Origin of the sequence: Streptomyces sp. NPDC001222 (assembly GCF_042896945.1) — a bacterium.
In the GTDB taxonomy this organism is placed as follows: Bacteria; Actinomycetota; Actinomycetes; order Streptomycetales; family Streptomycetaceae; genus Streptomyces; species Streptomyces gibsoniae.
Map to the genome: position 1 here is coordinate 189,586 of NZ_JBIAXT010000006.1, position 21,438 is coordinate 211,023.

Here is a 21,438-nt window from a genome sequence, read left to right on the forward strand (position 1 = left end):
GTGTTCGGGATGGTGGGCGAGTGCGGCGATGACCAGGTCGTGCACGGCGGTGACCGCGTGCTCCTGTACGACGGTGAGGCGTCCCGGCCAGCCGGTCGTGGACCGCGTCCGGGCCGGCCGTCGTGGTGGGGCGGACGGGCGTCGTGCTCACGCGGTGTACCTCCCCCGGGTACGTCCGTCGACCGCGCTGAGGTGCGCGTGGTGCGGCGCGGTGACGGCCACGACCGCCATGTCGTCGTGGCGGCCGCCGCCGACCCACTGCGCCGCCAGCATCTGCACATGGTCCACCACTGCTTCGGCGGGCATCCCGGCGCACTCCGTCACCGCCGCCATCAGCCGGTCGACGCCGAACAGTTCGTCGCCCCAGGGGCCTCCCCTGGCCTCGATGATCCCGTCGGTGAACAGCAGACAGGTCTCGCCGGGCGCGAGTTCCAGATGGGCGGTGGTGGAGGTGATCTGCGGGAAGACGCCCACCAGGGTGCCGCGGGTGTCCGCCTCCTCGACGCGGCCGTCGGCCCGGACGAGCAGGGGGGCGGGGTGTCCCGCGCTGGTGACGCGGAGCCGTACCGTGCCGCCGCGGCGGATGACGGACGCGAGCGCGAGGGTGGCGAACCGTGTGTGATGCGAGTTGAGCAGCGCGCCGTTGAGCAGGCCGAGGACGCTCCGGTGGTCGGCGGCCAATGGCAGCAGCGCCTGGAGGGTGTTGCGGATCTTCCCGGTGAGCACGGCCGCCTCGAGTCCCTTGCCGCACACGTCGCCGAGGACGACGAGGGTCTCCTCCTCGTCGGTGGCGCCCGGGTGGACGTCGTAGAAGTCGCCGCCGACGCGGTCGTCCTGGCTGTAGGGCCGGTAGCCGCCCGCGAACTCCACGCCGTGCACGCTGTGCAGCTGGGGCGGCAGCAGTTCGCGCATCAGGGTCGTGGTGATGGCGGCCTGGTCGGCGTACATCCGCGCGGCGGAGATCGCGGCGCCGGCCCGGGCGGCGAAGAGCCGCGCGAGGACCTCCTCGCTCTCGCTGAACGTCCGGCGGTCCTCGGTGCGCAGGAGGATGAGCGCTCCCGCCGGTACGCCGTGTCCCGGCAGCGACGACACCACGACGGAGCCGACCGGTCCGGCCAGCCCGGCGGGCACCGCCCAGTCGGGGAGCGCGGCGGGGTCGATCCAGCGGGAGGGCACCGGCGGAAGACCGCGCAGCGCCTCGCCGAGACCCGGCACGTCCTCCGGATCCGCGCGCACCGTCGTGTGCGTGACCTCGCCCGAAGGGCCGCAGAAGGTGACGGGGTTCCCCCGGCGTCGGGCAGGGGCGACGGTGACGGCCGCGTCGGCGAGGTGTTCGACGGCCAGCCGGGCGGTGGTCTCCATACAGGTCTCGACATGCAGCGAGGCCAGCAGTGTGGTGGAGGCTCTGGTCAGGAAGGCGGTGCGCGCTCGCTCGCTGCGGAGGGCTTCCTCTGCGAGACGGCGGTCGGTGTCGTCCACCAGCCACCACACGACGCGGTCCTGCGCGGAGCGGGCCGGGTGAGCTGCGAACGAGCGCTCTCCGATACGTCCGGAGGCAGGGGTCGCGACGGTGCGGTCCGGTCGGGCCGCGTCCGAGGCGAACCGTTGGTGGGCCTCGAACAGCCATGCCGGTACGACGTCCCGCAGACACGAGCCGTGCCCTGCCTTCGGGAACAGGCTTGCCGCGACGGCGTTCAACTCCACCAGGCAGCCGCTCCGGTCCGCGACCATGACCGGACAGGGAGCACTGTCCCATGCCGTGTCGTGGCCCTGGGGATCGGCGAAAGTCCGCTGGGAGGTGTCCACAGGCAGGGGGTCGCGTCCGCGACCCGTTCCCTTCTCTGTCGCACAGGCGTCTCGGCCGCGCGAGCGTCTCCGTTGCACGAGCGACGAGACCGTTGTCCTACGACAACCATCTCGCGTCCGGCGGCCATCCGCAAGCGACCGGCCGCGGCGCGCGGCGGGAGTCGAGGACACTCAGGCGGCGAGTGCGGACGCCAGTTCGCTTGCGGCCTCGGCGAGTTCGATGTCCGACTCCGAGAGCAGTTGCCGCAGCGTGCCGTGGTCGGCGCGGACCGCACTGCGGGCCTGGCGCTCCCAGCCCACGTAGTCATGACGGTGGTTGAGCAGCTTGGGGTACACGGAGGCGGTGCTCTCCCACTGCCGTGCGGCGGCGATGCTCTTGAGCAGATGGACTATCTGCACGCGGCACGTCACCTGGGGAAGCCGGGCCAGCTCCCACAGGAAGGGAACCGTGGCGGCCGTCGCCTGGTCGACGACGAAGCCGTACTGACAGATACGGGTCCGCAGATCGCCCAGTGCCGCTCTCGCGGCGGACTCGTCGCCCCGCACGAGGGTGCGAAGCAGGAATGGGATGGCCTCCGCGGATCCGCTGGAGTCCTTGATCGCGCCCCAGGGCACGCGTTCCAGGCCTTTCAGTGCTGTCGCCATATCCACTCCCCGCAAACAGTGTGGAGCCGGGCCCTCGTCGTCCCTGCTCCGCGCACGGCCCCGACGAGTGGGCCTGACGTCCGGTACCAGGGCGATGACGTGACATTTTCCTGATGTCACGTCATCAGGTGGCGTACGCCGTGCGATTGACGCCGCCGCTATTATCCACGCAGTCAGCACCGTCGTGCAATTGCATGGGAAATTGCACGACGGGTAGAAGAGCCCCGGGAACCGGCCGGTGCACCCCACCCCGTGCACTCCGATGCCCCCCCCGTGGCGCAACGTCAGCGAGGAGACTGCGGTGTCATCAGAGCAGAACGGAGTGCGGGCCAGTGTGTTGGACGCCCGCTGGATCAAGAGCCGGCACAGCAGCGCCGAGGGCAACTGCGTGGAGTTGGCCGCCCTGGCCGACGGGAGCGTCGCGATGCGCAACTCCCGGGACCCGGACGGGCCCGCTCTCGTGTACACCGCCGCGGAGGTGGCGGCCTTTCTGGCCGGCGCGAAGGACGGCGAGTTCGACCACCTCGCCTGAGCACGGACCGGAAAGTCGTCTCACCGGCGTATGCGGCGGAACCCGTTCGAATGCGATACTGCGGGTCTGCTTTTCTGTCGGCCAGCAGGGAGCCACGATGTCCGCCGAGTCGCACCGCATCTCCCGCCTCGAACCGTATCTGACGCAGACGCAACCCGCTCCGACTCTGCTGAAGATGCTGGTCGGCGTGCAGTTGGCGGGCATCCGGGAGGATGCCGGCCTGTCTCAGGAGCAGGCGGCGCGCGCCCTCGGCTTCAGCCCCGCGAAGCTGTCGCGCATCGAGGCGGGCAAGGGCCGCAAGCCGCCCACGGAAGGCGACGTCCGCGCCCTGCTGCGACTGTACGAGGCCGACGAGTACGAGGCCGCGGTCCTGGTCAAGCTGCTGCAACGCGCCGGTGAACCCGGCTGGTGGCAGCGCTACGACAAGCGCCTGATGCCCGAGTGGTTCGACCGTCTGGTGGGGCTGCAGGAGGCGGCCGCCGCCATCCGTACCTTCGAGATCCAGTACGTTCCCGGGCTGCTGCAGACCGCGGCCTACACCCGAGCCGTGGTGGAGCGCGGACTGCCGACCGCGTCGGCCGCCGAGGTGCAGCGCCGGGTGGAGCTGCGGATGCGCCGACGGGAGCTGCTGTCACGCCCCGACGCCCCGCAACTGTGGGCGATCCTCGACGAGTCGGTCCTGATGCGGGTGCTCGGCAGTCGCGAGGTGATGCGGGAGCAGCTGGAGCATCTCATCGAGACGGCGGAGCTGCCCCATGTGACCGTGCAGATCGTGCCGTTGGACGTGACCAACGCCTCGGCCCCCTCGATACCGGTCACCTATCTGCGCTTCGGCGGTCTCGAACTGCCGGACATCGTCTACCTGGAGCACATCAGGAGCGCCAACTTCCTGGAGGACCGCGACGAGACCGAGGAGTACCGGGTGGTACTGGACCGGCTCGCCGACGAGGCCCTCGACCCCCGTGCGTCACTCCGGCTGCTGCGCAGGACTCTCGAGGAGCGCTACCAGGGCACGTTTCGAGAGTAGCGTCGCGGGCCGGACGGGACTTTCGAAACACTCCCCAGGCCCGCTGACATCGGGGTCAGCGGGCCGACGGGCGACGGGGAGCGGCCGCGTCAGCGGATCCGGCCCACTCCGCCGAACTCGATCCACTCCTGCGTGAGTTGGCGCGGCGCCACCTCGTTGTCCGGCCGCCAGGTGGACACCTCCACCAGGCCCGGTTCGAGGATGTCCATCCCGTCGAACCAGGCCGCGACGTCCTTCTCCTGGCGCACGCGCCCCCAGTGCCCCTGGGTGGCCTGGTCCATGAAACCGGTGACGAAGTCCCGGACCTCGGCGTCCTCGCTGACCAGCTGACACATCACCAGGCAGCTGCCGGGCACCAGACGCTCGGCCACCCGGCGGACCAGGGCGGGCGGGCCGTCGGTCTCGCTGTCCGGGATGCAGTGCATCACCGAGTTGAAGAGCACGGCAACCGGCTGCGAGAAGTCGATCAGGCGCCGGGTGTCGGGGTGGGCGAAGATGGCCTCGGTGTCCCGCATGTCGGCCTGGATGACCGCGGTGCGCTCGTCCTGCTCCAGCAGCGCCCGGCCATGGACCAGGACCATCGGGTCGCTGTCCACGTAGACCACGTGGCTGGCGGGGTCGACCCGCTGTGCGACCTGGTGGACGTTGTTCTGCGTGGGCAGTCCTGATCCATGGTCGAGGAACTGCCGGATGCCGTAGTCCTCCGCGAGTGTCCCCACGACGCGCTGCAGGAACCTCCGGTTGTTCAGTGCGAGCGCCCGCGTGCTGGGCACGACCTTGTCAAGCTCCTCGCAGGCCGCCCGGTCGACCGCGTAGTTGTCCTTGCCGCCGAGATAGTGGTCGTACATGCGGGCGGCCGTCGGCACCGTGGCGTCGATGGACGTGGACAACTGCCTGCCTGGCTGCATCGCTCCCCCAGATCCATGCCGTGCCGCCGGGACCGGCTCGACGGGCACCCCATCCTAGGGAAGGAACGTTTGCGGTTGCCAGCCCTTCGGCGGAGGACAGGGGTGCGATCGCATGGTTCAGGGGTGCCGTCGACTCCCGTGCGGACGGGGCCCCTCGCGAGGGAACGTCCACCCGGAGTCGTACCGTCCAGTAATATGCGCCCGGTCAGGCCCTGGAGGAGGAACGGTGTCACGGTCGGAACGCTCACCCCTGTTGCTCGCGGGCCTGCTGGCCACCGCGGGCGTCACTCACTTCGTCGCGCCGCGGCAGTACGACGCGATGGTCCCGCGCGCCCTGCCGGGCTCGGCTCGGGCCTGGACCTATGCCAGTGGCGCCGTGGAGCTGGCGCTGGCGGCCGGAGTGGCGCTGCCCCGGACCCGCCGTAGGGCCGCGCGGGCGGCGGCGGCCTTCTTCGTCGGCGTGCTCCCGGCGAACGTGCAGATGGCCGTGGACTGGCGCGACCGCCCCGCACCCCTGCGGGCCGCGGCGCTGGCCCGGCTCCCGCTCCAGGTGCCGCTGGTGCTGTGGGCGCGCGGTGTCGCGAAGAACGCGGAGGAGCGGTCATGACGGATCGCGTCGAGGTCGGAACCGAGGTCGAGGACTTCGCCCTGCCGGACGAGACCGGGACCCAGCGGCGACTGTCCGAACTCCTCGCCGAGGGGCCGGTCGTGCTGTTCTTCTATCCGGCCGCCCTCTCCCCGGGATGCACCGCCGAGGCGTGCCACTTCCGGGATCTGGCCGCCGAGTTCACGGCCGCCGGCGCAACCCTGGTCGGCGTCAGCGGTGACGCGGTGGAGCGGCAGCAGGAGTTCGCCGGACGTCACACCCTGGGCTACCCGCTGCTGTCGGACGAGGACGGGTCGGTGCGCGAGCGCTTCGGCGTCAAGCGCGGCTTCTCCCTCGCCCCCACCAAGCGGGTCACCTTCGTCATCGGCGAGGACCGCACGGTGCTGGAGGTGGTGCGCAGCGAACTGCGGATGAGCGCGCACGCCGACCGGGCGCTGGCCGCACTGCGGGCCCACCGCGCCTGACGGTCGCACACCCCTCACCCACGGGCCCGGACCGCTCGCCGTCGAGCGGTCCGGGCCCGTTCGTGTCCCCGTGTGCGCGAGGATCTTCACACCGCCGAGCGGGTGAGGCGCAGGGTGGCGTTGACGCTGGTCAGGCCGCGCATCATGCCCAACTGGTTCCAGCCCATGCCGAACTGCTCGCGGTCCACGGTGAACTCCGCCTCCAGCGTGACGGCTTCCGCGTCGGCCCGCACGATGCGCGCGGTGAGGTTCTGGGGCCTGCTGACACCGCGCACGGTGAGCCGGCCGGTGATCGAGGCCGTGTCGTCCGGGCCCGCCGCGGCGCTGCGCACCACGAAGGTGATCTCCGGGTGGTGGTCGGTGTCGAAGAAGTCGGCCGAGCGCAGATGCTGGTCGCGCTTGGTGTGCTTGGTGTCCAGGGAGGCGGCGTCGAGGGTGATGACGCCCTCGACGGAGCCGTCGGGCCTGACCTCGCCCCGACCGCTCAGGGTGGTGAAGGCCCCCTTGACGGTGACGAGGCCCCACATGGTCCGGTGGCGCAGGGCGACGGTGGAGGCGGTGGGGTCGAGTTGCCACAGTCCGGTTTCGACGGCGACGGTCATGAGTGGGCTCCTGGCAGGTACGTGGAGAAGCGGATGCCATGGGACGACAACGAGGTCATCCAATATTGGATGACCTCACGCTACCCTCTTCTCCAATTTTGAACAACAAGCTGGTTCAACATTGGATGACACCCGCGAGCCAGGGCCGGGGACCGTCCCGCGCCCGGTGTCACCGGCTCCGGTGCGAAGGAGACGGTGACACCGGACGGACCGGGGATCAGGAGTCGGGACACTCCTTCCAGGCCAGGTGGTAGATGGTGCTCAGGTCACCGTCCGTCGAGTCCATCGTCATGAAGCTCGTGCTGCCGGGCGCCGACGTGCCGGCATTGACCCGCAGTTCGGTGTTGATGTTGAAGTTGCGCTGCACCCCACAGGGCGCCCACACCAGTTGCGCCCAGTCCGTGGTGTCCGTGGCCTGCCAGTTGTCGTTGTACGGACCGGAGAACGGGTGGGTGAGCGCCGCCGTGCTCGACGAGCCCTGGAAGTAGTACGAGGCCTTTTCCGTGCTGCCGGCCCCGCGCTGGAGGGACGCAAAGCCCCGGTAGTCCGCGCTGGCGATGGCGTACGTGAAGCCCTGCGGCACATGCACGATCAGGTTGAGCTGGCAGTTCTTGCGGAACGCGGTGGGATCGGCGCCCCCGCCGACCTGGGCGAGGTAGTTGCTGTAGGTCACCGTGAAGGCGGTGTTGTCCGGCGAGACGGCGATCGCCGCGGTGCCCCGGGGGCAGCCGGAGCCGTTCACCGTGGCGATCTTGATGACGATCTTGTCCGGGGGCGGGTCGGTGAAGCCGCCCGACGGGTCCTGTACGGGGAATGCGGTGGCGAGGAGCGCGGCTAGCGCGCCACCGAGGAACAGTCCACCGGCCATGGTTCTCCCATCCGTTGCATCGGTTCTCCGGCGGCGTGACACCGCCGGCTCTGGGGGGTGCGGCCCCTCACCGGCGGGACCGTCGCGGACCAGGTGCGTTGGATCAGGTACCGAGCTGGTCGATCATGCGCATGCCAAATTGGGGCAGGCGCGCCACCCGGCCTGTGAACGAGCTGTGAAGACCGGGAGCGACCGCATCGTATGTACTGCGTCATCAATCCGGAACGGCCATCTCCGGCCAATCGTTCACCGTGTTCGGCCGACGGGCCGCCGGGTGAACGCGCGGAGGCCCGCCGCCCCGGGCCCTTCCGGAGGCGGCGGGCCGGGCCGGCCCGGTCAGTGGGCGGGCCAGCCGTCCAGGTGGCGGTGGAGCGTCACGGTGGGCCGCTCGGCACCCTTGGGCGCCTTCGCGACCGCGTCGTTGAGCACGGTGTTGACCTCGGCGGCCAGCGCGTCGGCCCGCTGCTTCAGCTCGGTGGCCGGAAGGGTCGAGCGGGTCAGGGCGTCCAGTCGACGATGGATGTCGTCGAGGCGCCGCCTGGTCCCCTGGTCGAGGTTGAGGGGGCGGGGCGTGGAGACCACGAACTGATAGGCCCCGGCGAGGGTCTGGCAGCCGTCGCAGTGGTTGTTGACCGCGTCGCCGCGGTTCAGGGCGTTCAGATGGGTGTGCTCACCGGCCATCGTGACGATCTGGAAGGACAGGGCGACCGAGCGGCAGTGGTCGTCGACCGAGCAGCCCACCCCGACGGCGTTGGCCTGGTTGCGCACGGTGGCGGCGTTGACCGTGCCGAACTGGCGCACCGTGAAGGAGTCCCTGGCCTGCGTGTGGTGATGGAAGTCGGCGCGGCTGAAGGTCTGGTCGGTGACGACCGCCGTGTGCTGCGGTGTCCCCGTCGCCGCCTGTGCGGGAACCGCGGTCGCGATTCCGGCCGCGCCGGCGGCGAACAGCCCGACGCGGACGGCGCGTTGGGTGAAGGCTGAATGTGTACGTGGTTTGCGGTGCTGGTTCACTTGGGTCTCCTGCTGGAGTGGTGTCGACAAACGGGCGCCGCCGGACCGGGGTGCACGGCACTCCCGGCCGACGGCGGGACCGGCCCCGGGCCCAGGGCCGGTCCGCACGACCCCCGGGGCGTGGCCCGGGGTGTTCAGGAAGCGGACGGCGTGGGCCCGGCGGGCGACTCGCTCACGGGGACCGACGGGGACGAGGTGACGGTCTCGGAGGGCGGCGGGGACGGCGAGGCGGAGCCGGGATCCGCAGGAACGGACACCGAGGGACCGCCCGCGGCGGGACTGCCGGTCGGCTTGCCGCCGGGGGCCCCGGACGGCGTCGTGGAGGCGCTCGGCCCGGGACTCACGGAGTCGGACGGGCTCGCCGAGACGGTGGGAGCGGCCGAGGCGGTCGGGGACACTGCGCCCGAGGGCACGCCGGTGGCCGTGGCCGACGGTGTGGCGTGCTGCCGGTCCGATGGGGTGGCGACCCGTGCGGGCGGGGCCGAGGTCGACACACCGGGCTGCAGGATCGGAGCGATCGGAGGCCGCTTCGGCAGCGGCTCCGGCGTCAGACCGGAGACCCAGGCGTAGCTGAGGCCGCCCAGTGCGACCAGGAGCACCCCGCACAGCGCCATGCGCAGACCCGGCCGCCCGGCCGTCGACTTCGCGGCGCCCCGCCAGAGACGTCCGCCCAGTTTCACGGACAGATAGACCACGCCCGCCATGGGGCACAGCAGCATGACGCAGCCGACCACGCCCATCAGCCCGGCCGCGATCTCCCCGTGCGCGAACGCGCCGCCGGTGCCGAGGACCTGCTCGGTGAGCGAGCGGACCATCGTGGTGGTGAGCCGGGGCAGGTTCCACAGCGCGTAGCCCATCTCGCCGACCAGCAGGGGCACCATGGTGAGCACCCAGGTGGCGACGATGACCCGGGCCGACTTCTTGAGCGCGGCGACCTCGGCGCGGGCCTTGCGTCCCTTGGCCCCGGGGACCAGGCTCAGCAGGATCGGCTTGATCTTGCCGTAGAGGTCGGGCACACCGGCGAGGTCGCCGAGGATGTAGTAGCCGTCCAACCGTACGGCCGGCATCAGCTGTTCGAGGATCTCGAAGTGCCCCAGATAGACCGCGGCCAGGAAGAACGCCTGACCGCTCACGGCGTAGGCGCCGGCCATGGCCAGCATGAAGACGACGTTGAAGTAGACGCCGCCGAGGTCGGTGCGGAGCCGGCCGGCCCGTCCGATCCGGTAGACGTCGGTGACGTCCGTGTACATCGAGGGCCAGATGAGGAACAGGCCGCAGCCGATGCAGCCGGGCCGGGCGCCGCCGTAGCGGCAGGCCGAGGCATGGCCGAACTCGTGGAAGACCAGGGAGGCCACGGTCAGCACGAAGACCACGAGCAGCAGCACCGGCTGGTCCAGCACCTCGAGCACGGGTGTGATCGCGCCGAAGAACGCGAACAGCCAGACGTCCAGCACGGCGATGCCCACGAGCACCGCCGCCACCACCAGGGGGCGGTGCAGCCAGGCCAGCGCCCGGGCGATCCTCGCCACTCGTCGTTCGTTGAACAGGACGCGATGGCCCTTGAGGGCGAGGAGCAGGTCCGATCGGGGCGCTACGACCTCGTCCTCCTCCTGGCCCTCGGGGACCGTCACCCCGAGCGGGTCCAGCTTGTTCTCGACCAGATAGCGGATGTTCTCCGCGCTGACCTCGCGCCCGAACCGGGCGCTGACCCGGTGGGCGATCGTCTCGATGTCGCGGTGGCCGTCGACCGACGACGCCACCAGGTGCAGCAGCCGGGACAGCTGCACGACCTGCCCGTCCCCCCGACGGGCGATGTACTTGGGCTCGGTGAAGCCCGATCCCTGATACTCGCCGTGCAGTTGCAGTCCGGCGCTGAGCCGCGGCACGAGCGGTTTCTCGAAGCCGACGACGGTCGGGTTCGCCGCGGTGACCTGCTCGTAGGTCACCGGCATTCCCCCGGGCCCAGGTACGGGGCCGGTGTCGTACAGTGCCGCGGTGTTGTCCCCCAGCAGCGTCATATGCGCCTTTCCTCCCCCCAAGGGCGGACCGCGCCTGCCCCGTGCGCGGTCCGCCGGACATGCCCTCGTTGTACGGGGGTTACTGCTTGATGTTGATCGACTGGGTGGCCTGGGACTCGGCGACCGACCACGCGGAGTGGTCGTTGACCGCGGCCGACTCGTTGTGCGCGGAGACGTTGGCGACGTGCTTGGTGACGTTCACCGTCTTGCCGAAGCTGAACTTCAGGCGGCCCAGGGCCTCACGGCCCGGCAGCAGCTCCGCGGACTCGGCGTCCAGCTCGTACGCGTTCATGCTCATGGCGTGTCCTTTCCTAAAGACCTTCGTTGACAGGCTTGATGGGTGCCGGGCGGTGCAAGGCACCGCCCGGCGAGAGGTGGTGACGTGTCGTCAGACGACGAGACCAGTCGGTGGTACCGTCGCGGCGGGCGGAGGTGTGTGGTGATGCGTCGCCGCGGCGATACCGAGTGCCGCACGACGCCGGGGCGCCGGCCCGTGCGGCACAGGATCACTGGCCGATGTTGATGGACTGGGCGGCACCCGAGTCCGCCACCGACCACGCGGAGTGGTCGTTGAGTGCGGCCGACTCGTTGTGCGCGGAGACGTTGGCGACGTGCTTGGTGACGTTCACCGTCTTGCCGAAGCTGAACTTCAGGCGGCCCAGGGCCTCACGGCCCGGCAGCAGCTCCGCGGACTCGGCGTCGAGCTCACGAGGATCCATCATGATCGATTCCCCCTCAGGGTTCGTGTCGTGTTTCCGTCGGACACGGTCAGGTCCCCCCGGATCGCGTCCAACTCCGTCGGACGGGCTGTCCAACGAGATTGGACACTACGGGCCGCGATCGGTGTGACGCAAGCGGTTCAGGAGAACACCTTCCGTCACACGCCCAAGTCGCCCCTAGAATGATCCGACACGGAAGAGTTCCGCCCGGCGGCGAGCAGGAAGTGACCATCAGTGGCCAACGCACTGCAGCAGATCATCCGCGACCGACTGGACAGCGAGCACTGGTCCTACGGTGACGTCGCCCGCCGCGGAGGCATCCCGCGCTCCACGGTCCACCATCTGGCCACGACCGAGCACATGGCCCGCATGCCCCAGCCGGCCACCCTCGAAGGGCTGGCCCTGGGCCTGGGACTGCCCCTGGGGTCCATCCGTCAAGCCGCCGCGGAGGCGTGCGGCATCCACTTCTACGCCCCCGCCGGTGAACCCGCGCCCGTCTCCGGCACCCCCGGCGACCCCGAGGTCGACGTGCTCATCGCCAGCGTCCAGCGACTGTCGACCGAGGACCGCCGCCATGTCGCGGCGCTGGTCGAGTCGCTGCTGAACCGCGGTTCGGACGCTTCCTGACCGCGGACGGCGGCGAGCGCAGCGGTTTCGCACCCCGCCTGCCACTTCCGCAAAAAGTAGCCACTCCCGCCCAAAGGCCCATGATCCGCCGCTAGTCTCTCCTCCTGCCCGGGACCCGTGAGCCGCACGCCCCGGGCCGACTGGGGGGAACTTTGCTCTTCGTACACGGCGGCCCCACCACCGCCATCGTCAAAGGGCCCACGGGAGAATCCGTGGTCCTGCTCTCCGGCGAGTTGCCGGCCGACCTCACCGACACGGCCATCGGAGAACTGCTCGACCTCGCGGCGGCCGTACTGAGCGAGGACGAACTCGCGCTCTTCGACCAGTGCCTCACCATGCTCCGCCGTGGTGAGGGCCCCACTCCTCAGCGCATCGAGGTCAACGGCGCCGTACTCACCGTCTACCGCGAGTGACCGCGGGCCCGCCGCCGGGCGCGGGGCAGACCTCGTACGCAATTCCGGACGCCGGGACCGTGGCTACCAGCCCCCGGGCAGGGCACCATCACGGCCATGGGAAAGACCGCACCTGAGCACCACCGCCCCGCCTTCCGGGCGGCACCATGAACCCGGCCCGCGTCCCCGGCATGATCGTGCCGCTCGTCTTCCTGATCGCTCTCGTGGCCGGTGCCGTGTGGTACTGGCGGCACCGTGGCGAATAGCCCCGGCGCGCCGGGTCAGCTCGGCCCTCGTTCCGCCTGCTCACGCAGGAACGTGCTGATCTGTCCGGCCAGCATCTCCGAGACGTCGTCGGGACGGGCACCCGCCTGCGGCATACCGTCCGGCGCGCTCAGATCGCCGGACCACAGGTACCGGTCGGCCCATTCCTCGCCGGCTTTCACCTGCACCTGGATGTCGACGAGATGCAGACAGGCCTCCGGGGCGGCGGCGTACAGCACCGCGGTCGCGCGGCGCAGCGGATAGAGATCGAAACCCTCGATGAATTGCGAGTTGCGCCAGTCGAGGAACGCGCTCTCCCCGTCGGAGCCGGTGCGGATGTCGAGTTGACCGTCCTCGAGATGGATGTCGACGACGTCCCCGCCGCGATTTTCGACGGTCACCCGGAAGCGGAAATACGTGAGGCCCTCGGCCGCGTCGTCACGCCCGCGCGGCGGCTCCGCCTTTTCCAGGCGGTGCACGCGAATACGCAGACCGGCATGCTCGTCCGAGCATTCCTGCCAGTCACCGATCACATGGGGCTCGCGCACAGTCCACCTCTCCACTTCCGCGCCTTGTTTCCTATCCGCGCACGCAACAAAGTGTCAAATGCGGAGAACACCGCGTGGTCAGCGGATTTTCCCCGCTTGATCACCGATCAAGCGATGCGCAGCAAGGATCCCCCGAAGGCCCCGAGGGGGACCGTCGTGCACGTGTCGCACATCACGCCCGCCGCCACCCGCGGCACGGCGGAACCGGGGCTCCCGCCTGGGGCCGCTGTGGCGGCTGGCACACTGCACGCCATGGCCCCGATCACGCCCGCCCGCGCACTGCGTCTCCTCGTCACCGGGCTGGTCTGTCTGACCACCGCGAGCGGCGCTCTCCTCGGCGCCCTCTTCGGCGGGGCGCGGATCGCGCTCGTCGCCGCGGCGGGCACCGGCGCGGCGACCGCGCTCGTCACGTTCTTCTTCCGCCGCCGGGCGCTCACCCACTTCGCGGCGGCCCGGCGGCAGGCCGGGGTGCGCGGCTACGCCGAGGGGATAGCCCACGGCGTGCTCCTGCACATCGCCGTGTACGAGGCCGCGGTCTTCCCGCGCACGGGGCCGGCGGGGGTCACCCCCGAGGAACGGGCCGCGCGGCGCACGGTCGCCTACCGGATGGCCGCACTGGACGAGGTGCCCCGGCCGGTGCGGGAGGCCGCGGCCGACGCGCTCGGCGCGCTCGACGACGCCGACCGCACCCGGGCCGAGGACGCCCTCGCCCATCTCGCCTCCACCGTGCGGCAGGAGTACGTGCGGCCCTGACGGGCCCGGCACCTGCGGTGTCCCGCTCTTCTCCTCCGGTGCTCGCACGCGTGGCCCGCCGTGCCCCGTGCCCCGTGCGCCGTTGAGCAAGGTCCTGCCGTTCCGACGTAGCAGAGGACATGATGACGTACGAACAGCAGTCGCTCCTCGCAGCCGACGACGGGCCCGCCGCGGCCCCCGGTGCGGCGCCGGCCGGCGGTCGGCGGGGCGGCAGCCACCGGGAGCGGCTGCGGCGCCACCGGCGGCCGCTGCTGGCGCTGCTGGTGGTCGCGCTGCTGGCGCAGATGGCCGTGGCCATGGTCACCACCGCCGTGCGGCAGACGCCCACCATCGACGAACCCGTCTACGTGGGCACGGCGGTGGTGTACGTCCGGGAGCACAGTCTGCGGTTCAACCCGGAGCACCCGCCGCTCGGCAAGCTCGTCGTCGCGGTCGGCACGGTGTTCGCGCATCCGCATCTGAAGGCCGGATTCCACGGTGACCAGGGGCAGTTGGGGCGACGGCTGCTGTACGAGTCGGGCAACGACCCCTGGCGGGTGATGTTCTGGGCCCGGCTGCCGGTGATGGTGGTGACGCTGCTGTTCGGGCTGGTCGTCTTCGGCTTCGCGCGCGATCTCGTGGGACGGGTGGGCGGCCTGGTGGCGCTGGCCCTGTACACGTTCTCCCCCGATCTGATCACCAACGGCTCGCTGGCCACCCTCGACATGCCCGCCGCGGGGTTCGTGGTGACCGCGACTTGGATGCTGTGGCGTGCCCGGCGCCGACCGCTGCCGTATCTGCTCCTCGCCGGTCTCGCGACAGGCGCCGCCGTCGCCACGAAGATGAGCACCCTGCCCGCGGTGCCGGTCCTGCTGGTGCTGGCCGCCTGGTCGTACTGGCGGGCGACCGCCGGCACCGTGCCCCGGCGGCGGCGCGCGGCGGGAGCCCTGGCGGCGGCCGCCGGTGTCGCACTGGTGCTGATCGCGGTCGTATGGGCCGTGTATCTGGCCGTGGATCCCCGGCTGCGGTGGACGACGCCGGCGAACGTACCAGCGGTGCACGGCCTGCGGAGGCTGCTGATCGACGTGCTGCCGTTCCCCGACGCGTACCGCGACGGGATGCGGATCCAGTTCGGCTTCGAGAGCGCCACCTGGCACGGCTATCTGTTCGGCCACGTCTACGCCGGCGCGCTGTGGTACTACCTGCCGGCCGCGCTCCTGGTGAAGACACCGCTCGGCATGCTGGCGCTGTGGCTGCTCGGTGCCGGGGTCATGGCGGCGGTGCCCCCGCTGCGCGCGGCCGTGCCGTATGTGCTGGTGGTGCCGGGGGTGCTGCTGGCGGCGGCCCTGCAGGGGTCACGTGACCTCGGGGTGCGCTACGCGCTGTTCGTGCCGGTGTTCCTGGCCGTGGCGGCCGCCTGTGTGGTCGCGCTGCGGCGGCGTGGGGCGTACGCCGTGACGGCGGTGCTGCTCGCGTTCGTCGCGGTCAGCTCGCTGCGCACCTACCCGTACTACCTCCCGTACTCCAATGAGGCCTTCGGCGGTCCCGCGAAGACCCGTCTCAGGCTGCACGACTCGAACGTCGACTGGGGCCAGGACCTCGGGCGGCTGGCCGACCGGCTGCGTGAGCGCTACCCGCGGGAGCGGGAGGTGTGGCTGGTCTACAAAGGCAGCGGCGTGCCCTCCTGGTACGGCATCCACGGCCGTGACCCGCTCAAGGTGCGGCCGGAGCGGGTGCACGGGCTGCTGGTGGTGTCCGACTCGTCGATCGCCAAGGCGCAGGGACCGCTGAAGCGGCTGATCCGCGGCAGCAGGGCGGTCGACGACGTCGGACACTCCATCACGATCTTCCGGCGGCCGTAGATCAGGGCGCGGTGGGCTTGCCCGCCGTGCCGATCCAGGTGTGGAACAGCGCCCCGAGGTCCTTGCCCGACAGACGCTCCGAGAGCCGTATGAACTGGGCCGTGGTGCCGTGGCCGCCGCGGTGTTCGGCCGCCCAGGTGCGCAGGATGCGGAAGAACACCGCGTCGCCTACGGTCGTGCGCAGCCGGTGCAGGACCATGGCGCCCCGGGCGTAGACCGGTGTGTCGAAGATGTGGGCCCCGCTGCCGGGGTCGGCGGGTGGGAAGGCCCACAACTCGTCGCTCGCCGGGCGGGCGTAGAGCGCGTCGAAGGACTGCTGTGCCGTCGTGCCTCCGTGCTGCTCGCCGTAGAGCCACTCGGCGTAGGTGGCGAAGCCCTCGTTGAGCCAGATGTCCTGCCAGCGGGTGAGGCTGACCGAGTCGCCGAACCACTGGTGAGCGCTCTCGTGCACCAGGGTGCTCAGATCGGGGGCCCGGTCGTAGACCGGCCGGGTCTGTGTCTCCAGCGCGTAGCCGACGTTCGTGGCCTTGTCGACGATGGCGCCGCCCGCGCGGAAGGGGTAGGGGCCGAAGAGCTTGCTCTCCCAGGCGAGGACGGAGGGCAGCTTCTTGAGCACGGGGGCGGCGGCGGACGCCTCGCGCGGGTCGACGGCGTTGAAGATCTTGATGCCGTCCCGGGTGGTGTACTGCTCGACGTCGAACCTACCCACGGTCGCCGTGGCCAGGTACGCGGCCATCGGCTCGGACTGGCGCCAGTGGAACGTGGTGTGCCCGTGGGCGGTCTTCCGGCTGACCAGGACGCCGTTGGAGACGGCGGTGCGGTCCCGTGGCACGGTGATCGTGATGTCGTACGACGCCTTGTCCCGCGGGTGGCTGTTCACGGGGAACCAGGTCATGGCGCCCTGCGGCTCGCCCGCCACGAACGCGCCGTCGTCGGTGGGCATCCAGCCGTCGAGCGAGCCGTCGGGGTCGGTGACCGGCTTGGGCGTGCCCTGGTAGCTGACGGCGACACGGAAGTCCTGGCCCTTGCGCAGCGCGTGCCGCGGGGAGACCACGAGTTCCTGCCCGTCGCGGCGGAAGGACGCCTTGTGGTGGTCGACGGTGACCGCGGTGACCTTGAGGCCCTGGAGATCGAGGTCGAAGCGGGTGAGGCGCTGGGTGGCCCGGGCGTGCAGGACGGCCTGGCCGTCGAGGTGGCGGCCGACCGGGGTGTAGCCGAGGGTCAGGTCGTAATGGCACACGTCGTAGCCGCCGTTGCCCTCGAGCGGGAAGTACGGGTCGCCCGCCCCGGACGCGCCCACGGTGCCGGCCGCGGCGGGGCCCGCGGCGGCGAGCAAGGCGGCGAGGGCGACGGGGACCGTTCCTGCGACGGCCTGCCGGGGAAGGACGGTGCTGCGTCTGCGGGTGTGCGGACGGGGTGGCGTCACGGTGACTCCTGTCGAGGGACGGATGATCAACGGCCGTCAGCTTAGGGTGCGGCCCGTCCCCGGAGTCATCTGTGTTCGGTCAAGTTCCCTGGTATCGGGCGGGGGTTGGACCGGTACGGGAAGCGGTTCTGTTCAAGTCCGTGGAGACGTGATGGAGTTCGTGCCATGACTGATCTGTTGCCGCCGTGGACCGGGGAGCCCCTGCGGGTGGGGCTCGTCGGGGCGGGGCCCTGGGCGCGCGCCGTGCACGCACGGGTGCTCGCGGCCGGGCCGGAGACCCGCCTGACGGCGGTGTGGGCGCGCCGCGAGGAGGCGGCCGGCGAGACCGCGGCCCCGTACGGCGCGAAGGCCACCGACCGGTTCGAGGAACTCCTGGACTCCTGCGACGCGGTGGCTTTCTCGGTCCCTCCGGCGGTCCAGGCCGAACTGGCCGGGCGGGCCGCACGGGCGGGCCGGGCCCTGCTGCTGGAGAAGCCGCTCGGAGGGGATCTGGCCTCGGCGCGACGGCTGGCGGACACGGTCGGGGAGGCAGGGGTCGTCTCCCAGCTCGTCCTGAGCAACCGCTACCACCCGGCGGCCCGTCGGTTCCTGGCCGCCGCACGGGGGACGGAAGTCGTCGGCGCACGCTCCAGCGGACTGAGTGGCGCCTTCCTGGGCGGCGACTTCGCGACCCCGTGGCGCCTGGAGCACGGCGCGCTGCTCGACGTGGGGCCGCATCTGCTCGATCTGCTGGACGCGGCGGTCGGACCCGTCGTCCGGGTACGCGGCACCGGGGATCCCCGCCGCTGGATCGAGCTGACCTGCGAGCACACCACGGGCGCGATCAGCCAGTGCTCGCTGTCCGGCTCGGTGGACGTCCCGCGGGGCGGCACCCGCGTCGAGCTGTTCGGACCGCGGCCTCCCCTGGTCTACGACACCACCGGGCTCGACTACGAGGAGGCCTGGCCGGTGCTGCGCCGCGAGTTCGCCACGGCCGTGCGCACCGGGGTGTCCGGCGAGCTGGACGTCCGGCGAGGGCTGCGGTTGCAGGAACTGATCTCTCAGGCCGCGCTGACCTAGTGTCCTGCGCCTGAAGTTCGTAGGTGGATTCGCACCCCGTCCCGCCGGGTAGGTTGGCCGCCCGCTCGGCCCCCAGCTTCGGCGTACTCGGGGAGCCGGCAGCGCTGCGGCACCCAAGAACTGACGACGAATCAATGGCGCAGGGCACTTGTGCCCCGGCAGGCAACGTTCGCCCGTCGAGGAGCGGCGTCATGGGCTCCCCCTGCTCGAGAGGAGCCGAGAGCTTGGGGCAGCCGGGCACTGATGCTGCGGCCGGGAAGGTTCGCCCGCGGCAAACCTTCCCGGCCGCAGCGACGGCTCCGGCGCCGTTCAGGGGAAAACGCCGGGACGGGACGCCTGCCGGTGCCCGGCGGCGTCGACAACTGACTCGTGAGACTTCCGCTGATCGCCCCCATGCTCGCCACGCCCGGCGTGCTGCCGCCCGCCCGGCAGGACGACCGGTGGGCGTACGAGACCAAGCAGGACGGCCAGCGGGCGGTGGTCTATCTGCCCGGTGACGGCAGTGTGGAACTGCGCGCCCGGTCGGGGGAGATCATCACGGGGGCGTATCCCGAGTTGCGTTCGCTGGGGGGCGTCCTGGGCGCGACACCCGCCGTGCTGGACGGGGAGGTGGTGGCACCGGACGAGCGGGGGCGGGGGGACTTCCAGCGGCTGCAGTCCCGGATGGGACTGGCCCACTCACCGGCGCTGGCGGCGCGCCGTGCGGCGCAGACGCCTGTGCATCTGGTGCTGTTCGACGTGATGTTCCTGCGGCACGACCTCACGCGGCTCCCCTACGCGGAGCGTCGGCGGCAGCTGGAGGCGCTCGCGCTGGGCGGGCCGCACTGGTCGACGCCGGGCGCGATCGTGGGCCACGGCGCCCAGGCCCTGGAGGCGACGCGGGAGAGCGGTCTGGAGGGGCTGGTGTGCAAGCGGCTGGACTCGGTGTACGAGCCGGGGGTGCGGTCCCGGTCCTGGATCAAGATCCGCAATGTTCGGGCGGTGGATGTGATCGTCGGCGGCTGGCTGCCCGGCCAGGGCCGGCTGTCGGGGCTGCCCGGGGCGCTGCTGGTGGGGCAGCGGGAGGCGGGGCGGCTGCGCTACGTGGGCCGGGTCGGCACCGGCTGGAGCGAGGCGGAGCGGGAAGAACTCGCCCGGCTGCTCACGCCCCTGGAGTCACGGGTGTGCCCCTTCGACCGGGACCCCCGGGTGACGGGGGCCCGCTGGGTCCTGCCGAGACTCGTCGGCGAGGTCCGCTACAGCACGCGCACCCGGTCCGGGCTGCTCAGACAGCCGTCATGGCTGCGGATGCGTCCGGATCTGACGCCGGAGGAGTCTGCGGCCGAGCTGCCGTGAGAGCGCCGAAGCCCGGCGCGTCCGCCCCGGACGTACTGCCTGCATACGTGCCGGGGCAAACGCGCCGGACCGGTGGCGTGGCGGTCGTGGGCGGCTCAGACGTGGCCCGGGCCGCCGCTGCCGAACGCACCGCTGGAGCCGGGGAGCCAGCGCTTGCGTTGCTGGTCGTCGCAGCGTTTGCTCGCCGCGTGATGAAGCTCGTACGGCATGAGCCGTTCGCTCTCCTGCGCGGCGTGCGGCATCTCTTCCGGCTCCCGGACCTCCCGCTCCTCGAGGACGGGGCCGGTGTCGGGGAGGTGCGGCTGTTCCTCAGGGGTGGGTGGGTCCGGTTCCCGGTCTCGCACGACCATACCGATCCGTACGGCCCAGATCAGTGCCCCGGAGACGACCATACCGCCGATGAAGGCGAGGAACACGTTGACCTGTTCCTGCGATACCGCCAGCAGTACGTAGCTCATCGTATTCATAATCCGACCATACTCCCGTCGAATGGAAATCGCGCTCCCCCGGGAATTACTCCCGGAAATACGCCAGTCGCGCGCCCGGGAATTGCCGGACGCGCGACAGTCGTATTTCCTTGACCAGGTTCCGGTCCCCGACGAGGTGCCCGGTCAGATCCGGTACTCGCGCAGGGCCGGGGTCGCGAGGGCGAGGACCAGAGTGGCGAGGACCACCAGGAGGCCGCCGCCCGCGATGGCCGTGCGGACGCCGAGGGCCGAGCCGACCGTGCCGTGCAGGACGTCCGCGAGACGGGGGCCGCCCGCGACGACGACGATGAACACGCCCTGCATCCGGCCTCGCATCTCGTCGGTGGCGGCCGACAGGAGAATGGCCCCGCGGAAGACCATCGAGACCATGTCGGCGACTCCGGCGGCGGCCAGGAAGACCACGGCCACCCAGAGGTTCGTGGTGAGTCCGAGGCCGGTGATGGCCGCGCCCCAGGCGATCACCGACAGGATGACCATGAGTCCGTGGCGGCGCGCACGGGAGAACGTGCCGGACATCAAACCGCCCAGCACGGCGCCGATCGGAATGGCCGCGAACAGCAGTCCGAGCGCGAGTCCTTCCCCGTGGGACTCATAGGTGTGGGCGGCGAGCTGCGGAAACAGCGCCCGGGGCATGCCCAGCACCATGGCGATGATGTCGGCGAGAAAGGACAGCAGCAGCACCTTGTGCAGCGACATGTAGCGGAATCCGTCGGCTATCGCCTGCCAGCCGGCGCTGCTCCTCACCGCCGCCGACAGGGGTGGCAGCGCGGGGAGCCGCAGCACGGCCCACACCGTCACGCACAGCGCCAGGGCGTCGATCAGATACAACTCGGACAGGCCGATCACGGGGATCAGCACGCCCGCCAGGAGCGGGCCCGCGACCAGGCCGGTCTGCATCACGGTCGAGCCGAGCGCGTTCGCCGCCGGGAGTTCCTCCGCCGGTACCAGTCGGGCGATGGAGGCGCTGCGGGCCGGGGAGTTGAGGCCGAAGAAGGCCTGCTGGAGGGCGAGCAGCGCCATGAGCACGACCACCGAGTCCAGACCGATGGCGGCCTGGACCCAGAAGAGCACGGACGTGACCGCGAGACCCGAGTTGGTGAGCAGCAGGAGCCTACGGCGGTCCATGCTGTCGGCGATCGCGCCGCCCCACAGGCCGAACACCGCGAGCGGCAGCAGGCCCGCCAGACTGGCGTAGCCCACCCATGCGGAGGAGCCCGTGATGTCGTAGATCTGCTTGGGCACCGCGACCGCGGTGAGCTGGCTGCCGACACTCGTGATGACCGTCGACGTCCACAGGCGGCGGTAGGCGGGGCGGCGCAGCGGCCGGGTGTCCATCGCCCAGCGGCGCCATCCCCGCCTCTTGGCTCCCCCCGCGTCCTGCCCGTCGTCCTGAGCCGCTGTTCCGCTGTCTGTTCCGCTGTCTGTTCCGCTGCTATTTCCGCCGTCGGTTCCGTTGTCGGTCGTGCTCTCGCTCGTGTCCACGGACTTCCTAGCTGCT

At 71.2% G+C, this 21,438-nt stretch carries 23 protein-coding genes; 10 read left to right on the forward strand and 13 right to left on the reverse strand.

The window, feature by feature from the left end; translation table 11 throughout:
* Positions 1-147 precede the first annotated feature (147 nt).
* Positions 148-1,731 (reverse strand): PP2C family protein-serine/threonine phosphatase, encoded by a 1,584-nt coding sequence (locus tag ACFY2Z_RS11515; protein ID WP_390744080.1) that lies wholly within the window; start codon positions 1,729-1,731, stop codon positions 148-150.
* 246 nt (positions 1,732-1,977) lie between these two features.
* Positions 1,978-2,451 (reverse strand): hypothetical protein, encoded by a 474-nt coding sequence (locus ACFY2Z_RS11520; RefSeq protein ID WP_388968669.1) that lies wholly within the window; start codon positions 2,449-2,451, stop codon positions 1,978-1,980.
* Positions 2,452-2,713: 262 nt separating this feature from the next.
* On the opposite strand from ACFY2Z_RS11520, the gene ACFY2Z_RS11525 reads away from it, so the two are divergent.
* Together ACFY2Z_RS11525 and ACFY2Z_RS11530 are read left to right on the forward strand one after the other, a co-directional pair.
* A complete protein-coding gene (locus ACFY2Z_RS11525; RefSeq protein ID WP_390743959.1) occupies positions 2,714-2,983 on the forward strand; it encodes a DUF397 domain-containing protein in 270 nt (89 codons plus the stop codon).
* Positions 2,984-3,080: 97 nt separating this feature from the next.
* On the forward strand, positions 3,081-4,010 hold the full coding sequence (locus tag ACFY2Z_RS11530) for a helix-turn-helix domain-containing protein (RefSeq protein WP_390743960.1): 930 nt from the start codon (positions 3,081-3,083) through the stop codon (positions 4,008-4,010).
* Positions 4,011-4,099: 89 nt separating this feature from the next.
* Here the strand turns inward: ACFY2Z_RS11530 and ACFY2Z_RS11535 are convergent, their stop codons facing one another.
* Positions 4,100-4,918, reverse strand: a complete 819-nt coding sequence (locus tag ACFY2Z_RS11535; protein WP_390743961.1) for an SAM-dependent methyltransferase — start codon at positions 4,916-4,918, stop codon at positions 4,100-4,102.
* 226 nt (positions 4,919-5,144) lie between these two features.
* Here ACFY2Z_RS11535 and ACFY2Z_RS11540 point away from each other — a divergent pair, with 226 nt between their 5' ends.
* Both ACFY2Z_RS11540 and ACFY2Z_RS11545 read left to right on the forward strand, forming a co-directional pair.
* Positions 5,145-5,525 (forward strand): hypothetical protein, encoded by a 381-nt coding sequence (locus ACFY2Z_RS11540; RefSeq protein ID WP_390743962.1) that lies wholly within the window; start codon positions 5,145-5,147, stop codon positions 5,523-5,525.
* Positions 5,522-5,989 (forward strand): peroxiredoxin, encoded by a 468-nt coding sequence (locus tag ACFY2Z_RS11545; protein WP_390743963.1) that lies wholly within the window; start codon positions 5,522-5,524, stop codon positions 5,987-5,989. Before ACFY2Z_RS11540 ends, ACFY2Z_RS11545 begins: the two co-directional genes overlap by 4 nt.
* An 86-nt stretch (positions 5,990-6,075) precedes the next feature.
* Here the strand turns inward: ACFY2Z_RS11545 and ACFY2Z_RS11550 are convergent, their stop codons facing one another.
* The 6 genes from ACFY2Z_RS11550 to ACFY2Z_RS11575 all read right to left on the reverse strand — a co-directional run bounded on the left by ACFY2Z_RS11550 (position 6,076) and on the right by ACFY2Z_RS11575 (position 11,207).
* Positions 6,076-6,591: a YceI family protein gene (locus tag ACFY2Z_RS11550; protein ID WP_390743964.1), complete on the reverse strand. Its 516-nt coding sequence runs from the start codon at positions 6,589-6,591 to the stop codon at positions 6,076-6,078.
* A 217-nt stretch (positions 6,592-6,808) separates the two neighbouring features.
* On the reverse strand, positions 6,809-7,459 hold the full coding sequence (locus ACFY2Z_RS11555; protein WP_390743965.1) for a DUF4360 domain-containing protein: 651 nt from the start codon (positions 7,457-7,459) through the stop codon (positions 6,809-6,811).
* A 336-nt stretch (positions 7,460-7,795) separates the two neighbouring features.
* Positions 7,796-8,470, reverse strand: coding sequence for a hypothetical protein (locus tag ACFY2Z_RS11560; RefSeq protein ID WP_390743966.1), 675 nt, complete (start codon positions 8,468-8,470; stop codon positions 7,796-7,798).
* Positions 8,471-8,604: 134 nt separating this feature from the next.
* A complete protein-coding gene (locus ACFY2Z_RS11565) occupies positions 8,605-10,488 on the reverse strand; it encodes a hypothetical protein (RefSeq protein WP_390743967.1) in 1,884 nt (627 codons plus the stop codon).
* A gap of 79 nt (positions 10,489-10,567) precedes the next feature.
* A complete protein-coding gene (locus ACFY2Z_RS11570) occupies positions 10,568-10,786 on the reverse strand; it encodes a hypothetical protein (protein ID WP_311695206.1) in 219 nt (72 codons plus the stop codon).
* 208 nt (positions 10,787-10,994) lie between these two features.
* Positions 10,995-11,207, reverse strand: coding sequence for a hypothetical protein (locus ACFY2Z_RS11575; protein ID WP_311695359.1), 213 nt, complete (start codon positions 11,205-11,207; stop codon positions 10,995-10,997).
* A gap of 234 nt (positions 11,208-11,441) precedes the next feature.
* On the opposite strand from ACFY2Z_RS11575, the gene ACFY2Z_RS11580 reads away from it, so the two are divergent.
* Both ACFY2Z_RS11580 and ACFY2Z_RS11585 read left to right on the forward strand, forming a co-directional pair.
* Entirely contained in the window at positions 11,442-11,834 is a 393-nt protein-coding gene (locus tag ACFY2Z_RS11580; protein ID WP_390743968.1) for a transcriptional regulator, read from the forward strand.
* 152 nt (positions 11,835-11,986) lie between these two features.
* Positions 11,987-12,247 (forward strand): hypothetical protein, encoded by a 261-nt coding sequence (locus ACFY2Z_RS11585; protein ID WP_390743969.1) that lies wholly within the window; start codon positions 11,987-11,989, stop codon positions 12,245-12,247.
* Between the two features lie 260 nt (positions 12,248-12,507).
* Here the strand turns inward: ACFY2Z_RS11585 and ACFY2Z_RS11590 are convergent, their stop codons facing one another.
* The gene (locus ACFY2Z_RS11590) at positions 12,508-13,038 is read right to left on the reverse strand and encodes a hypothetical protein (RefSeq protein WP_390743970.1); all 531 of its coding nucleotides are present in this window, start codon (positions 13,036-13,038) and stop codon (positions 12,508-12,510) included.
* Between the two features lie 252 nt (positions 13,039-13,290).
* Here ACFY2Z_RS11590 and ACFY2Z_RS11595 point away from each other — a divergent pair, with 252 nt between their 5' ends.
* A complete protein-coding gene (locus ACFY2Z_RS11595) occupies positions 13,291-13,791 on the forward strand; it encodes a hypothetical protein (protein ID WP_390743971.1) in 501 nt (166 codons plus the stop codon).
* Between the two features lie 119 nt (positions 13,792-13,910).
* Positions 13,911-15,632 carry an ArnT family glycosyltransferase gene (locus ACFY2Z_RS11600; RefSeq protein WP_390743972.1) on the forward strand — a complete coding sequence of 574 codons (1,722 nt, stop codon included), beginning with the start codon at positions 13,911-13,913 and terminating at the stop codon, positions 15,630-15,632.
* A 1-nt stretch (position 15,633) separates the two neighbouring features.
* Here ACFY2Z_RS11600 and ACFY2Z_RS11605 read toward each other — a convergent pair whose 3' ends face one another.
* Entirely contained in the window at positions 15,634-17,058 is a 1,425-nt protein-coding gene (locus ACFY2Z_RS11605; RefSeq protein WP_390743973.1) for a M1 family metallopeptidase, read from the reverse strand.
* A 165-nt stretch (positions 17,059-17,223) separates the two neighbouring features.
* On the opposite strand from ACFY2Z_RS11605, the gene ACFY2Z_RS11610 reads away from it, so the two are divergent.
* A complete protein-coding gene (locus ACFY2Z_RS11610; protein WP_390743974.1) occupies positions 17,224-18,117 on the forward strand; it encodes a Gfo/Idh/MocA family protein in 894 nt (297 codons plus the stop codon).
* A 369-nt stretch (positions 18,118-18,486) separates the two neighbouring features.
* Entirely contained in the window at positions 18,487-19,452 is a 966-nt protein-coding gene (locus ACFY2Z_RS11615) for an ATP-dependent DNA ligase (RefSeq protein ID WP_390743975.1), read from the forward strand.
* Between the two features lie 95 nt (positions 19,453-19,547).
* On the opposite strand, the gene ACFY2Z_RS11620 is transcribed toward ACFY2Z_RS11615, so the two are convergent.
* Both ACFY2Z_RS11620 and ACFY2Z_RS11625 read right to left on the reverse strand, forming a co-directional pair.
* On the reverse strand, positions 19,548-19,919 hold the full coding sequence (locus ACFY2Z_RS11620; RefSeq protein WP_390743976.1) for a DUF6479 family protein: 372 nt from the start codon (positions 19,917-19,919) through the stop codon (positions 19,548-19,550).
* Positions 19,920-20,063: 144 nt separating this feature from the next.
* Entirely contained in the window at positions 20,064-21,422 is a 1,359-nt protein-coding gene (locus tag ACFY2Z_RS11625; protein WP_390743977.1) for an MFS transporter, read from the reverse strand.
* Between the last annotated feature and the right edge of the window lie 16 nt (positions 21,423-21,438).